The organism is Salinifilum ghardaiensis, from assembly GCF_054491345.1.
Genome location: NZ_CM137101.1, coordinates 1,822,993 through 1,837,258 on the forward strand (window position 1 = coordinate 1,822,993; position 14,266 = coordinate 1,837,258).

A 14,266-nucleotide genomic window follows, 5' to 3' on the forward strand; every position below is an offset into this window, starting at 1 on the left:
GGACCGGCCGACCCGCAACGACACGGACGTTCGTGAACGCAAGGATCGAAGCAGCAATCAGCTGCGAGATGAGGAGTAGGCGTGAGTGAGATCAACCGTAGGCTGTTCACCAGCGAGTCGGTGACCGAGGGTCACCCGGACAAGATGTCGGACGCGATCAGCGACTCCATCCTGGACGCGCTGCTCGCCAAGGACCCCAAGTCCCGCGTCGCTGCCGAGACCATGATCACCACCGGCCAGGTGCAGATCGCCGGTGAGATCACGACCGAGGCCTACGTGGACTTCCAGCAGATCGTCCGCGACACCGTCCTGGAGATCGGGTACGACTCCTCCGGCAAGGGCTTCGACGGCAACTCCTGCGGTGTGAACGTGGCCATCGACGCCCAGTCGCCGGACATCGCCCAGGGCGTGGATGAGGCGCACGAGCAGCGCGTCGAGGGCTCCGAGGACGAGATCGAGAAGCAGGGCGCGGGCGACCAGGGCCTGATGTTCGGCTACGCCTGCAACGACACCGACGAGCTCATGCCGCTGCCGCTGGCCCTGTCGCACCGGCTGTCCCGCCGGCTGACCAACGTGCGCAAGGACGGCGTGCTGCCGTACCTGCGCCCGGACGGCAAGACCCAGGTCACCGTCGAGTACGCCGGTGACCAGGCCGTGCGCCTGGACACGGTGGTGCTGTCCACGCAGCACGCCGAGGACGTCGACCTCGACACCATGCTCGCCAAGGACATCCGCGAGAAGGTCATCAACCCCGAGCTCGACCGCGTCGGCCTGGACAACGGCGACATGAACGTCCTGGTCAACCCGACCGGTCGCTTCGTCGTGGGTGGTCCGATGGGTGACTGCGGCATCACGGGCCGCAAGATCATCGTGGACACCTACGGCGGTATGGCCCGGCACGGTGGCGGTGCCTTCTCGGGCAAGGACCCGTCGAAGGTGGACCGCTCGGCGGCGTACGCGATGCGCTGGGTGGCCAAGAACGCCGTGGCGGCGGGGCTGGCCGACCGCATCGAGGTGCAGGTGGCCTACGCGATCGGCAAGGCCGCGCCGGTGGGGCTGTTCGTGGAGACGTTCGGCACGGAGAACGTGGACCCGGTCAAGATCCAGGCCGCGATCAACGAGGTCTTCGACCTGCGCCCGGCCGCGATCGTGCGCGACCTGGACCTGCTGCGCCCGCTGTACCGGTCGACGGCCGCCTACGGCCACTTCGGCCGCGACGACGTGGACCTGCCGTGGGAGCGCACCGACCGCGTGGCCGCGCTGAAGAGCGCCGCGGGCCTCTGATCCGCACGTAACGCCCCGACGCCGGCGGGCGGTGCCGGCCCCGGCCCCTCTGGCCTGGGCCGGCGCCGCCGCCGACAATGTGACAACGCAGACCAACCCAGTACCGCGGCGGGGACGGCCCGTGCGAAGTGCCACACGCGCCTCGCGCGGTCGCGACGGGCCGCCGAGCAGGCCGCCCGCCCCATGTGAAGGAGTCGAACAGTGCGGATTGCGGTGACCGGTTCGATCGCCACCGACCACCTGATGTCCTACTCCGGCAGGATCAAGGACGAGATCCTCGCCGACCAGCTGGACTCGGTGTCGCTGTCGTTCCTGGTGGACGAGCTGGAAGTCCGTCGAGGCGGAATTGCCGGCAACATCACCTTTGGCCTGGGGCAACTGGGGATCTCCGGAACCTTGGTCGGCGCCGTCGGCCGCGACTTCGCCGACTACGGCAAGTGGCTCGAGAGCCACGGCGTGGACACCGGGTCGGTGCACTGGTCCGAGCGCAAGCACACCGCGCGCTTCGTGTGCACCACCGACCAGGACAACAACCAGATCGCCTCGTTCTACCCGGGTGCCATGAGCGAGGCCGCGCAGATCGAGCTGAAGACGGTCGCCGAGCGCCTCGGTGGGGTCGACCTGGTGGTCGTCTCCGCCAACGACCCGGGCGCGATGGTCCAGTACACCGAGGAAGCGCGTCAGCGCAACTACCCGTTCCTCGCCGACCCGGGCCAGCAGTTGGCGATCATGGACGGCGAAAACATCCGTAAACTGGTGGACGATGCCCGGTACCTGTTCACCAACGAGTACGAGCGGAGCTTGCTGCTGCAGAAGACCGGCTGGTCCGAGGCCGAGGTCCTCGACCGCGTCGGCATCTGGGTGACCTCCCTCGGCCCGGAGGGCGTGCAGGTGGAGTCCAAGACCAGCGGGACGGTCCGCGTGCAGCCGCCGAAGGAGAAGCAGAAGGGCGACCCGACCGGTGTCGGCGACGCGCTGCGCGCCGGTTTCCTGGCCGGTCTGCACCACGAGCTCGGCCTGGAGCGCTCGCTGCAGCTGGGCTGCACCCTCGCCACGGTCTCGCTGGAGACCGACGGGCCGCAGGAGTACGAGGTCGAGAGCGGGTCGTTCGTGGCGCGCTTCGCCGAGGCCTACGGCGACGCGGCAGCGGCCGAGGTCGAGTCGAAGCTTCGTTGAGACGGGAGAGCAAACAGCGTCATGGTCAACAAAGACCGGAACAACGATCCGAGCGGATTCCTCGAGGCGCTCGACGAACGTGTCCTTGTCGCCGACGGCGGCATGGGGACGGCCTTGCAGTCCTACGACCTGTCGCTGGACGACTTCAACCAGCTCGAAGGCTGCAACGAGATCCTCAACGAGACTCGTCCGGACGTGGTGCGCGGGGTCTACCGCGGGTTCCTCGAGGCGGGCTCGGACGCGATCGAGTCGAACACCTTCGGCACGAACCTGCCGAACCTGGGCGAGTACGGCATCGAGGACCGCATCCAGGACCTCGCCCACAAGGGCGCCGCGCTGGCGCGCGAGGAGGCGGACGAGTACTCGACGCCGGACAAGCCCCGGTTCGTGCTCGGCTCGATGGGACCCGGCACGAAGCTGCCGACGCTCGGCCACGCGCCCTACGCCGACCTGCGCGACGCGTACCAGCTGGCCTCGGTCGGGCTGATCGAGGGCGGTGCCGACGTCCTCCTGGTCGAGACCTCGCAGGACCTGCTGCAGACCAAGGCCTCGATCGTCGCCGCGAAGCGGGCGATGGAGCAGACCGGTCGCCACCTGCCGATCATCGCGCAGGTGACGGTCGAGCAGACCGGCACCATGCTGGTCGGTTCCGAGATCGGCGCCGCGCTGACCGCGCTCGAGCCGCTCGGCATCGACATGATCGGCATGAACTGCGCGACGGGTCCGGACGAGATGCACGAGCACCTGCGCGTGCTCGCCGACCACGCCACCGTGCCGATCTCGGTCATGCCGAACGCGGGCCTGCCGCAGCTGGGCCCGAACGGCGCCTGGTACCCGCTGCAGGCGGGCGAGCTCGCCGAGGCCCTGGCCGGGTTCGTCAACAGCTACGGCGCCCGGCTGGTCGGCGGCTGCTGCGGCACCACGCCGGAGCACGTCAGCGCGACGGTCGAGGCGGTGTCCGCGCTTCCGCCGAAGCAGCGCGAGCCGGAGGTCGTCCCCTCCGTGTCGTCGATGTACCAGGCCGTGCCGTTCCAGCAGGAGAACACGGTCCTCAACGTCGGCGAGCGGACGAACACCAACGGGTCCAAGGCGTTCCGCGAGGCGATGATCGAGGAGCGCTACGAGGACTGCGTCGAGATCGCCAAGGCGCAGACCCGCGAGGGCGCGCACCTGATCGACCTGTGCGTCGACTACGTGGGGCGCGACGGCACCGCGGACATGCGGGAGCTGGCCAGCCGGCTGGCGACCTCGTCGACGCTGCCGGTCATGGTCGACTCCACCGAGTACGACGTGCTCCGGGTCGGGTTGGAGCACCTCGGCGGGCGCTGCGCGGTCAACTCGATCAACTACGAGGACGGTGACGGCGAGGGCTCGCGCTTCCAGCAGGTGATGGACCTGGTCGCCGAGCACGGCGCCACCGTCGTCGGCCTGTGCATCGACGAGGAGGGCCAGGCCCGCACCCGCGACTGGAAGCTGCGGGTGGCCGAGCGGATCATCTCCGACGTCACCGAGAAGTGGGGCCTGGACGAGTCGGCGATCATCATCGACTGCCTCGTCTTCCCGATCACCACGGGTCAGGAGGAGGTCCGCCAGGACGGCATCGAGACGATCGAGGCGATCCGCGAGCTCAAGCGCCGGCACCCGGACGTGCAGACCACGCTGGGGCTGTCCAACGTCTCCTTCGGCCTCAACCCGGCCGCGCGCCAGGTGCTCAACTCGGTGTTCCTCAACGAGTGCCGGCAGGCGGGCCTGGACTCGGCGATCCTGAACTCCTCGAAGATCCTGCCGATGAACAAGATCGACGAGGAGCAGCGCCAGGTGGCGCTCGACGTGGTCTACGACCGGCGGGGTGAGGAGTACGACCCGCTGCAGAAGCTCATGACCATGTTCGAGGGCAAGTCGGCCGCGTCCTCGGGCGCTTCGCTCGAGGAGGAGCTGGCGCAGCTGCCGCTGTTCGAGCGCCTGGAGAAGCGCATCGTTGACGGCGCCCGCAACGGTCTGGAGACCGACCTCGACGAGGCGATGCAGGAGAAGAAGCCGTTGACGATCGTCAACGACCACCTGCTCGCGGGCATGAAGGTCGTCGGCGACCTGTTCGGGTCGGGGCAGATGCAGCTGCCGTTCGTGCTCCAGTCGGCCGAGATCATGAAGACCGCGGTGGCCCACCTCGAGCCGTACATGGAGAAGGACGACTCCGGCGGCAAGGGCAAGCTGCTGCTGGCCACGGTCAAGGGCGACGTGCACGACATCGGCAAGAACCTCGTCGACATCATCGTCTCCAACAACGGCTACGACGTCGTCAACATCGGCATCAAGCAGCCGATCAACGACATCCTCGAAGCCGCCGAGGAGAACGAGGTGGACGCGATCGGCATGTCCGGCCTGCTGGTCAAGTCCACTGTGATCATGAAGGAGAACCTCGAGGAGATGAACTCCAAGGGGATCTCCGAGAAGTACCCCGTCCTGCTCGGCGGTGCCGCGCTCACCCGGTCCTACGTGGAGAACGACCTCGACGAGGTCTACCAGGGCGACGTCCGCTACGCGAAGGACGCCTTCGAGGGGCTGACCTTGATGGACCAGGTGATGGCCATCAAGCGCGGTGAGGCGGTCGAGGAGTCCGAGAAGGAGCAGGAGAAGAAGCAGGCGCGCAAGGAGCGGCGCAAGCGCTCCGAGCGCATCGCCGAGCAGCGCAAGGCCGAGCAGGGGCCGGAGCCGGACCTCTACGACGAGAGCGTCCGCTCGGACGTCGCCGCGGACCTGCCGACACCGATCCCGCCGTTCTGGGGTTCGAAGGTCGTCAAGGGCCTGTCGGCGAACGACTACCTGCAGCTGCTGGACGAGCGGGCGACCTTCTTCGGCCAGTGGGGCCTGCGCGGCACCAAGAAGGGCGACGGGCCGACCTACGAAGAGCTGGTCGAGTCCGACGGGCGTCCCCGGCTGCGCGCGTGGATGGACGAACTGTCCACGAAGGGCATCCTGCAGCACGCGGCCCTGGTGTACGGCTACTTCCCGGTCGTCTCCGAGGGCAACTCCCTGATCGTGCTCGACAAGGACGAGCCCGACGCGCAGGAGCGGACCCGGTTCCTGTTCCCGCGGCAGAAGCGGGAGCGGCGGCTGTGCCTGGCCGACTTCTTCAGCTCGCGGGAGAGGGCGGAGGAGACCGGCCAGGTCGACGTCCTGCCCCTGCAGCTGGTGACGATGGGACAGCCGATCGCCGACTACGCCGATTCGCTGTTCGCCAACAACAACTACCGCGACTACTTGGAGATCCACGGCCTCAGCGTGCAGCTGACCGAGGCGCTGGCGGAGTACTGGCACCGCCGCATCCGCCAGGACCTGCAGTTCTCCTCCGGTCAGTCGGTGGCCGCGGAGGACCCGGACGACGTCGAGGAGTACTTCAAGCTCGGTTACCGCGGTGCCCGGTTCTCGCTGGGCTACGGCGCGTGCCCGAACTTGGAGGACCGGCAGAAGTTCATCGACCTGCTGGAGCCGGAGCGCATCGGCGTCGAGCTGTCCGAGGAGCTCCAGCTGCACCCCGAGCAGTCCACGGACGCGCTCGTGCTGCACCACCCCGAGGCGAAGTACTTCAACACCTGACCGAAACCGCTCGCACCTTCCTCCCAGGACGCGAGATCGCCGAGAAGCGGTTGGGGAAACAGAGAAAGGAAATCATGACCGCGAAGCTGCAACAGGTGAACGGCCTCGAGTTCGCCATCGCCGACCTGAACCTGGCCGAACAGGGCCGGCACCAGATCCGGCTGGCCGAACACGAGATGCCCGGCCTCATGGCAACCCGCAAGGAGTACGCCGCGTCGCAGCCCCTCAAGGGTGCCCGGATCGCCGGTTCGCTGCACATGACCGTGCAGACCGCGGTGCTCATCGAAACCCTCGTGGCGCTCGGTGCCGAGGTGCGCTGGGTTTCCTGCAACATCTTCTCCACGCAGGACGAGGCCGCGGCCGCCGTGGTCGTCGGCCCGAACGGCACCCCGGAGAAGCCGCAGGGCGTGTCCGTGTTCGCGTGGAAGGGCGAGACCCTCGAGGACTACTGGTGGTGCACCAACCAGCTGTTCCAGGGCTTCTCCGGTGGCCAGGGCGCGAACATGATCCTGGACGACGGCGGCGACGCCACCATGCTGGTGCACAAGGGCGTCGAGTTCGAGGCCGCGGGCGCCGTCCCGCAGCCGACCGCGGACGACCCGGCCGAGTTCAAGGTCGTGCTGGAGACCCTGCGCCAGAGCCTGGCCAACGACAAGCAGCGGTTCACCAAGGCGGCCAAGGAGATCAAGGGCGTCAGCGAGGAGACCACCACCGGTGTGCACAAGCTCTACGAGCTGGTGCGCAGCGGGGACATGCTCTTCCCGGCGATCAACGTCAACGACTCGGTCACCAAGTCGAAGTTCGACAACAAGTACGGCTGCCGCCACTCGCTCATCGACGGCATCAACCGCGCCACCGACGTGCTCATCGGCGGCAAGACCGCCGTGGTCGCCGGCTTCGGCGACGTCGGCAAGGGTTCGGCCGAGTCGCTGCGCGGTCAGGGCTGCCGGGTCATCGTCACCGAGATCGACCCGATCAACGCCCTGCAGGCCGTGATGGAGGGCTACGAGGTCAAGACGATGGAGGAGGTCGTCGACTTCGCCGACATCTTCATCACCACGACCGGCAACTTCGATGTCTTCACCGCTGAGCACATGAAGCGCATGAAGCACCAGGCCATCGTGGGCAACATCGGCCACTTCGACAACGAGATCGACATGGCCGGCCTCGAGGCGATCCCCGGCGTCAAGAAGTTGGAGATCAAACCGCAGGTCCACGAGTACACCTTCCCGGACGGTCACTCCATCCTGGTGCTGTCCGAGGGCCGGCTGCTCAACCTCGGCAACGCCACGGGCCACCCGAGCTTCGTGATGTCGAACTCCTTCACGAACCAGACGATCGCCCAGATCGAGCTGTTCAACAAGCCCGGGGAGTACGGCAAGGACGTCTACATGCTGCCGAAGATCCTCGACGAGAAGGTCGCGCGGCTGCACCTCGACGCCCTGGGTGTCAACCTCACCAAGCTCACCAAGGAGCAGGCCGAGTACATCGGCGTGGACGTGGAAGGCCCGTACAAGCCGGAGCACTACCGCTACTGATCGCGTGCGCTGCTGATCCCCTCAGCGGCGTGCTCGAGCGGTGGCCGTGGCCGCCCCGGGCGCACCGGCGGCGGCCACGGCCCTCCACCTCCCGCTCGCCACGGCGAGCCCACGACGCGGAACGCGTCCACCGGCGCTCGAAGCGCACCGGGAGCTCCCGGTAGAATCATTCGAAAGCACTTTTTCTTCGCAACTGGCAGGAATCCCGCCCGCCGCGGACCGCGCGGCCATTCCGGGCGGGAGAGCAAGACGGTCCCTGCATGAAGTGACCGACGTCGACAAAAGGAAAACCTGAGGCCGACATGGACACGATCGCACTCGAATTGGTTCCGCCTGATTTGGATGGCGGTCCGCAGCGGGCCGTGGAGGAAGGCCGCAAGGTCGCCGAGAACAGCGCTGCCGCTGGTCTCGCGGGCCAGATCGACCACCTGATGATGCCCGGAATCATTCCGGAGGACGACGACCGCCCGGTCGACATCAAGCAGAAAATGGACGTGATCGATTTCTGGCGCACGGTGCAGCCGGAAATCGGGGACGTGCGGGCGCTGTGCACGCAGGTGACCCCGTTCCACAACGAGCAGCAGCTCGACGAGCGCGTGCGGAACCTCCGCGCGGCCGGAATGGAAGGAATCATCTTCGTCGGTGTGCCGCGCACCATGCAGGACGGTGAAGGCCTCGTCGCGCCCACGGACGCGCTCGGCCGCTACCGCGAGACGGTGCCGAACCGCGGCTGCATCCTCATCCCCACCCGGGAGGGGGAACAGGGGCGGTTCAACTTCAAGTGCGACAGCGGGGCCACGTTCGGCATGACCCAGCTGCTGTACTCGGAAGCCATCGTCGACTTCCTGCAGGAGTTCGCCAAGAACACCGACCACCGGCCGGACGTGCTGCTCTCGTTCGGGTTCGTCCCGAGCTTCGAGTCCAACAAGAAGCTCATCGACTGGCTCATCCAGGACCCGGGCAACCCCGCGGTGGAGGCCGAGCAGCGGTTCGTCGCCGAGCTCGCCGAGCTGTCCTTCGAGGACCGCAAGAAGAAGCTGGTCGACCTGTACAAGCGGGTCGTCGACGGCGTGCACGGACTCGGCTTCGGCATGAGCCTGCACCTGGAAGCGCCGTACGGTTATTCCAAGCCGGCGTTCGACACCTTCGCGGAGATGCTGGACTACTGGTCCCCGCACTCCGCCGAGTGATGCGCGCTCGCCGCGACGCGCCGGTGCGGCGTGCCGGCGGCGGGGTCGTTGCGGCAGCCGCGCTCCCGCGGCGCCCGGCGGTCCCGCCGCGGCGCGCCCGCCCGTTCCCGGCCGCTCGTGCCCTGCAGCCGCCACGGCGGACGCGGGTGCGGGCGGCCGCTCCGTGCGCGGGCGGGGGCGCCGCACCGCGTGCCGACGACAGCGTCGAGGAGCGCACATGACGAACGTGATCGACCGGCTCACCCCGGAACGCACCGCGTTCGCGGTCGAGTTCTCCCCGCCGCGCAGCGCGGTCGAGGAGAGCGGACTGTGGCGGGCCATCCGCGAGCTCGAACCGCTCGACCCGGCCTACGTGTCGGTGACCTACCCCTCCGAGGCCTACGGCCGCGAGCGCACGCTGCGCACGACCGGCCGCATCGCGCGGGAGACGACGCTGCTGCCGGTGGCGCACCTGACGGCGGCGGGGCACTCCGTCGCCGAACTGCGCCACGTGCTCGGCTCGTTCGCCGCCGAAGGCCTGCACAACCTGCTCGCCGTCCGCGGCGACCCGCCCGGCGGACCCGGGGCCGAGTGGGTCTCCACCCCGGGCGGCCTGCGCCACGCCGACGAGCTCGTGCGGCTCGTGCGCGGGTGCGGGGACTTCTCCACGGGCGTGGCCGCGACCCCGCACGTGCACCCGGACTCGCCGGACGTGGAGACGGAGACGCGGCGCACCCTGGACAAGATCCGCTCCGGGGCGGACTACGCCGTGGCGCAGCTGTTCCTGCAGCCGGAGTACTTCCTGCGCCTGCGCGACCGGCTGGCCCAGCGCGGCTGCCACGTGCCGATCCTGCCCGGGATCATGCCGATCACCACACCGCGCGTGCTGGACACGTTCACCCGGCTCGCCGGGGTGCCGATCCCGCCCGAGGTGGCCGACCGGCTCGACCCGCTGCGCGACCAGCCGGAGGACTTCCGCGCAGCGGGCATCGAGATCGCCACGCGGCTGTGCGAGCAGCTGATCGCGGAAGGCGCGCCCGCCCTGCACTTCCACAGCCTCAACCGCTCGCGCGCCACGTTGGAGGTGGTGGGCAACCTCGGCCTGGTCGACGGCGTCTTCGCGAAGGGCTGACAGCTCAGCCGCATCCGGCCGCCCCCGCTGCCCGCGGAGCGCGTGCGCGAGCCGCGCCGGGGAACCGCTCGCGGTGTCCGGGCGGCGCGAGCGCGGGAAGCGGGACGCCTCCGATCGTGGGATACGGTGTCGGGGAAGAGCGGCGCCGGGAAGACCGCGGACGGGAGGGGCGCGATGCCGGGATCCACCGGGTTGCTGGCAGCACTCGAAGAGGGGCTGGACGCCGCGGCGTTGCTGACCGACCCCGACTCGACGTCCCGCTACGCCCACGACGACGCCGAGTGGGCCCCGCACGGCACCCCCGCCGCGGTGGTGCGTCCCACCACGGCCGAGGAGGTCGCCGAGGTGGTGCGGGCGGCGGTCGGCGCCGGCGCACCCGTCGTGCCGCGCGGCGCGGGCACCGGCCTGTCCGGCGGGGCGAACGCGCTCGACGGGTGCGTCGTGCTGTCGTTCGAGCGGATGAACTCCGTCCTCGAGATCAACCCGCGCGAGCAGCTGGCCGTGGTGCAGCCCGGGGTCGTCAACGACGAGCTCCGCGCGGCGTGCCGCGAGCACGGCCTGTGGTACCCGCCGGATCCGGCCAGCTCGCCCTGGTCGACCATCGGCGGCAACACCGCCACCAACGCGGGCGGGGTGTGCTGCGTCAAGTACGGCGTCACCCGCGACTACGTGCTCGAGGTGCAGGCGGTGACCGGAACCGGCGAGATCGTGCGGCTCGGCCGCCGCACCGCCAAGGGCGTGGCCGGCTACGACCTGTGCGGGCTGCTCGTCGGTTCCGAGGGAACGCTCGGCGTGATCACCGAGATCACCGTCAAGCTGCTGCCGGGTGAGCGCGCCGCCGAGCGCACCGTCGTCGGCTACTTCGACTCGCTCGTGGACGCCGGGCGCGCGGTGGCCGAGGTGGCCGCGGCCGGCATCGTGCCCTCGGCCCTGGAGATGCTCGACCGGCACTGCCTGCGCGCGGTCGACGGCTGGAAGAACATGGGGCTCTCCGACGAGGCGGAGGTGCTGCTGCTCGGGCGGACCGATTCACCGGGGGAGACCGGGGAGTCGGAGGCGCAGGCGCTGCTCGACTGCTTCGGTGCGGGCGGCGCCACCTGGACCACCCGTTCCACCGACGAGCACGAGTCCGAGATGCTGTTCTCCGCCCGGCGCCTGGCGTATCCGGCGCTGGAGCGCCTCGGCCCGGTGCTCACCGAGGACGTGTGCGTGCCGCGGGCGGCCGTGCCGGAGATGCTCGGGCGGATCCAGAGCTCGGCCCGGCGGCACGAGACGACGATCGCGAACATCGCGCACGCCGGGGACGGCAACCTCCACCCGCTGATCATCGCCCCGCCCGACGACGAGCCCGCCCGGCAGCGCGCGCAGCGCGCCTTCGACGAGATCGTGGCCGGTGCGCTCGACCTCGGCGGCACGGTCACCGGCGAGCACGGGGTCGGCCTGCTCAAGCTCAAGGGCGTGCACTCCGAGCTGAGCGAACCGGTCGTGAACATGCACGAGGCGGTGAAGAGCGCCCTCGACCCGCACGGCGTGCTCAACCCGGGCAAGGTCTTCGGCCCGCCCGTGTGACCACCGCGCTCGGAGGGGCGCGGCGGCGGGGCGGTCGCCGCCGGTGCCGCTCAGACGAGGTTGTGCTCGGGCCGGATCTCGGCGGTGTCGAAGCGCTTGAGGTCGAAGCCGGTGACGTCGACCACCGGGGTGCGGTCGAGGGCGAGGTCGCGCACGACCTCGCCGACGGCGGGTGCCTGCAGGAACCCGTGCCCGGAGAACCCGGTGGCGTAGCAGAACCCGTGGATCGCGGGCGAGCGGCCGAGCACGGCGTTGTTGTCCGGGGTGACCTCGTACAGGCCCGCCCAGCCGTGCGCCACGCCCACCTCGGCCAGCAGCGGTGCGCGATGGGACACCACTGCGGACAGCCCGGTCAGCCACCCGTCGTCGGTGTCCACGTTGTACCCGAACTCCTCGGTGGGATCGGACATGCCGATCAGCAGCCCGCGGCCCTCCTCGTGGAAGTAGAAGCTCGTGGCGAAGTCGACGGTGAACGGCAGGTCCGCCGGCAGCTCGGGGATCGGTTCGCTCACCAGCACTTGGCGCCGCAGCGGCCGGACCGGGATGTCGATGCCGACCCAGTCGCCCACCCGGGCCGACCACGCGCCGGCGGCGCAGACCACCGTGGAGGTGCGGACGGTGCCGTGCTCGGTGTGCACTCCGGTGATCTCCGCGCCGTGCAGTTCGATGCCGGTGGCGGCGCAGCGCTGCAGCAGCACCGCCCCGTGCGCGCGGGCGCCGCGGGCGTAGCCCTGCACGACCGCCTCCGGGGTGCAGTGCCCGTCGGTGGGCGAGTACGCCGCCGCCTGCAGCCCGTCCGCGGAGATGTACGGCGACAGCTCGCAGGCCTCGGTCACCGAGAGCATGCGGCTGGGCACGCCGCACTCGTTCTGCAGCCGGACGTTGCGCTCGAACGCGGCGGTGTCGGAGGCCGTGGACAGCAGGAACAGGTACCCCGGCTGCTTCAGGTCGATCTCCGCGCCGGGGCGCTGGTGGAACTGCTCGAAGGCGTGCAGGCTGCGCCTGCCCAGCTCGATGTTGACCGGGTCGGAGAACTGCGCGCGCACCCCGCCGGCGGCCTTGCTCGAGCTGCCGCCGCCGAGCTCGTCGCGTTCCACCAGCACGACGCCGACACCGGCCTCGGCGAGGTGGAAGGCGGCGCTCACGCCCACCACGCCGCCGCCGATCACCACGACATCGGTCCGCTCGGGCAGCGGGGGAGTGGTTCCTCGCCTGGCCGGGATCATCGCGCACCTCCGAAGTCTGCGGGCAGTTCGTAGTCCCACTCCGGTTCCACGGTGGAGACGTCCATCTGCGCCTTCTGCAGCTTGCCGGAGAAGTCCCAGTTCAGCGACTGCCACCGGGTGAACTGGTCGAGCACCCACGTGCCGGACAGCCGGCTGCCGTTGCCGGAGGCGCCGTTGCCGCCGAACGGCAGGTGCACCTCCGCGCCGGAGGTCGAGTTGTTCACGCTGACCATCCCGGCGCTGATGCCCTCCCGGAAGCGGAACACGGTGGTCGGGTCGTTGGTGTAGACGGCCGCCGACAGCCCGTAGCCGGGAGCGTTGCCCAGCTCGATCGCCTCGTCGAGCGTGGTGTAGCTGATCGCGCCCACGATCGGTCCGAAGGTCTCCTGCCGGAAGACGGGATCGGAGGTGCGCATCCCGGACAGCAGCACCGGGTGGTAGTACAGCCCGGCGGCGGGGTCCCCGAGGAACCCGGCGCGCGGGGCCTCGGCGGTGATCCGTCCGGTGAACTCCGAGCCGAGCACCGCGTGGTGCTCGCCCAGGGTCTCGAGCGTCTTCTCGAAGCGCTCGGCGAACTTGCGCTCCAGCAGCGGCCCGTAGAGCACGTCGCCGGTGGGATCGCCCAGCGTCGACGCGCGCAGGGCGGCGTCCAGCTTGCCCAGGAACTCGTCGTGGACGTCGCGGTGCACGATCAGGTTGCCCAGCGAGGTGCAGCGCTGGCCCGCGGTGCCCCAGCCGGAGAACAGCGCGCCCTGCACCGCGAGGTCGACGTCCGCGTCCGGGGCCACCACCATGGGGTTCTTCCCGCCGAGCTCCAGGCACGGGCTCTGCAGGTGGCGCCCGCACAGCTCGCCGATCTGCGCGCCCACCGCGGTCGAACCGGTGAAGCCGACCTTGTGCACGTGGCCGGCCTGCAGCGCCTGCTCGAGGCCCTCGTAGGCGTCGTGGCCCGCGGCGTAGACCAGGTTCAGCGCACCGTGCGGGATGCCCGCGCGCCAGGCGAGCTCGGCCAGGGCCCGCGCGATCGCCGCGGCGTACTCCGCCGGTTTCCACACCACGGCGTTGCCGGACAGCAGCGCGGGCACCAGGTACCAGGACGGCACCGCGACGGGGAAGTTGCCCGCGGTGATCACCGCGGCCACGCCGACCGGGGTGCGGAAGGTGAACAGCTGCTTGTCCGGCATTTCGGAGGGGACGGTGTGGCCGTAGAGCCGGCGGCCCTCGCCGACGAAGAAGTCGCAGGTGTCGATGATCTCCTGCACCTCGCCGAGCGCCTCGGTGCGGGGCTTGCCGATCTCGCGGGTGACGATGGCGGCCAGGGCCTGCTTGTTGGACTCCACGAGCCGGCCGAACGCGGCGATGGCGCGGCCGCGCACAGGAGCGGGGGTGCGCGCCCAGTCGCGCTGCGCCCGCTGCGCGACCTCGGTGGCCCGGGCGAACTCCGCGGGGCCGTCCAGGTGCACTTCGGCCACCGCGTCCTGCAGGTTCGCCGGGTTGTACGAGACGTAGCGGTCGACCGGCCCGGTGGCGGGCGGCTCGGCACCGATCACGGAGCGTACTGTCGACTGCACCTGG

9 protein-coding genes are annotated in these 14,266 nt (G+C 70.0%); 7 read left to right on the forward strand and 2 right to left on the reverse strand.

Annotation, left to right across the window (positions count from 1 at the left end):
* Positions 1-81 precede the first annotated feature (81 nt).
* From metK to ACVGV0_RS08250, 7 genes are all read left to right on the forward strand, one after another.
* On the forward strand, positions 82-1,284 hold the full coding sequence (gene metK / locus ACVGV0_RS08220) for a methionine adenosyltransferase (RefSeq protein WP_459159267.1): 1,203 nt from the start codon (positions 82-84) through the stop codon (positions 1,282-1,284).
* Between the two features lie 201 nt (positions 1,285-1,485).
* Positions 1,486-2,460 carry a carbohydrate kinase family protein gene (locus tag ACVGV0_RS08225; RefSeq protein WP_459159268.1) on the forward strand — a complete coding sequence of 325 codons (975 nt, stop codon included), beginning with the start codon at positions 1,486-1,488 and terminating at the stop codon, positions 2,458-2,460.
* A 21-nt stretch (positions 2,461-2,481) separates the two neighbouring features.
* Entirely contained in the window at positions 2,482-6,057 is a 3,576-nt protein-coding gene (gene metH / locus ACVGV0_RS08230; protein WP_459159269.1) for a methionine synthase, read from the forward strand.
* A gap of 74 nt (positions 6,058-6,131) precedes the next feature.
* Positions 6,132-7,595: an adenosylhomocysteinase gene (ahcY, locus tag ACVGV0_RS08235; RefSeq protein ID WP_459159270.1), complete on the forward strand. Its 1,464-nt coding sequence runs from the start codon at positions 6,132-6,134 to the stop codon at positions 7,593-7,595.
* A gap of 302 nt (positions 7,596-7,897) precedes the next feature.
* Positions 7,898-8,785, forward strand: a complete 888-nt coding sequence (locus tag ACVGV0_RS08240; RefSeq protein ID WP_459159271.1) for a mycobacterial-type methylenetetrahydrofolate reductase — start codon at positions 7,898-7,900, stop codon at positions 8,783-8,785.
* A 217-nt stretch (positions 8,786-9,002) separates the two neighbouring features.
* Positions 9,003-9,896: a methylenetetrahydrofolate reductase gene (locus ACVGV0_RS08245; RefSeq protein WP_459159272.1), complete on the forward strand. Its 894-nt coding sequence runs from the start codon at positions 9,003-9,005 to the stop codon at positions 9,894-9,896.
* 174 nt (positions 9,897-10,070) lie between these two features.
* Positions 10,071-11,465 carry an FAD-binding oxidoreductase gene (locus tag ACVGV0_RS08250; RefSeq protein ID WP_459159273.1) on the forward strand — a complete coding sequence of 465 codons (1,395 nt, stop codon included), beginning with the start codon at positions 10,071-10,073 and terminating at the stop codon, positions 11,463-11,465.
* 50 nt (positions 11,466-11,515) lie between these two features.
* Here ACVGV0_RS08250 and ACVGV0_RS08255 read toward each other — a convergent pair whose 3' ends face one another.
* Complete coding sequence (locus ACVGV0_RS08255; RefSeq protein ID WP_459159274.1) at positions 11,516-12,691, reverse strand: NAD(P)/FAD-dependent oxidoreductase; 1,176 nt, start codon at positions 12,689-12,691, stop codon at positions 11,516-11,518.
* Positions 12,688-14,262 (reverse strand): aldehyde dehydrogenase family protein, encoded by a 1,575-nt coding sequence (locus tag ACVGV0_RS08260; protein ID WP_459159275.1) that lies wholly within the window; start codon positions 14,260-14,262, stop codon positions 12,688-12,690. Before ACVGV0_RS08260 ends, ACVGV0_RS08255 begins: the two co-directional genes overlap by 4 nt.
* Positions 14,263-14,266 lie beyond the last annotated feature (4 nt).

What these genes read in the sequence shown, in the direction of transcription:
- metH (WP_459159269.1), top strand. Translation starts at nt 2,482, where the DNA reads ATGGTCAACAAAGACCGGAACAACGATCCGAGCGGATTCCTCGAGGCG.
- ahcY (WP_459159270.1), top strand. Translation starts at nt 6,132, where the DNA reads ATGACCGCGAAGCTGCAACAGGTGAACGGCCTCGAGTTCGCCATCGCC.
- ACVGV0_RS08240 (WP_459159271.1), top strand. Translation starts at nt 7,898, where the DNA reads ATGGACACGATCGCACTCGAATTGGTTCCGCCTGATTTGGATGGCGGT.
- ACVGV0_RS08245 (WP_459159272.1), top strand. Translation starts at nt 9,003, where the DNA reads ATGACGAACGTGATCGACCGGCTCACCCCGGAACGCACCGCGTTCGCG.
- ACVGV0_RS08250 (WP_459159273.1), top strand. Translation starts at nt 10,071, where the DNA reads ATGCCGGGATCCACCGGGTTGCTGGCAGCACTCGAAGAGGGGCTGGAC.
- ACVGV0_RS08255 (WP_459159274.1), bottom strand. Translation starts at nt 12,691, where the DNA reads ATGATCCCGGCCAGGCGAGGAACCACTCCCCCGCTGCCCGAGCGGACC.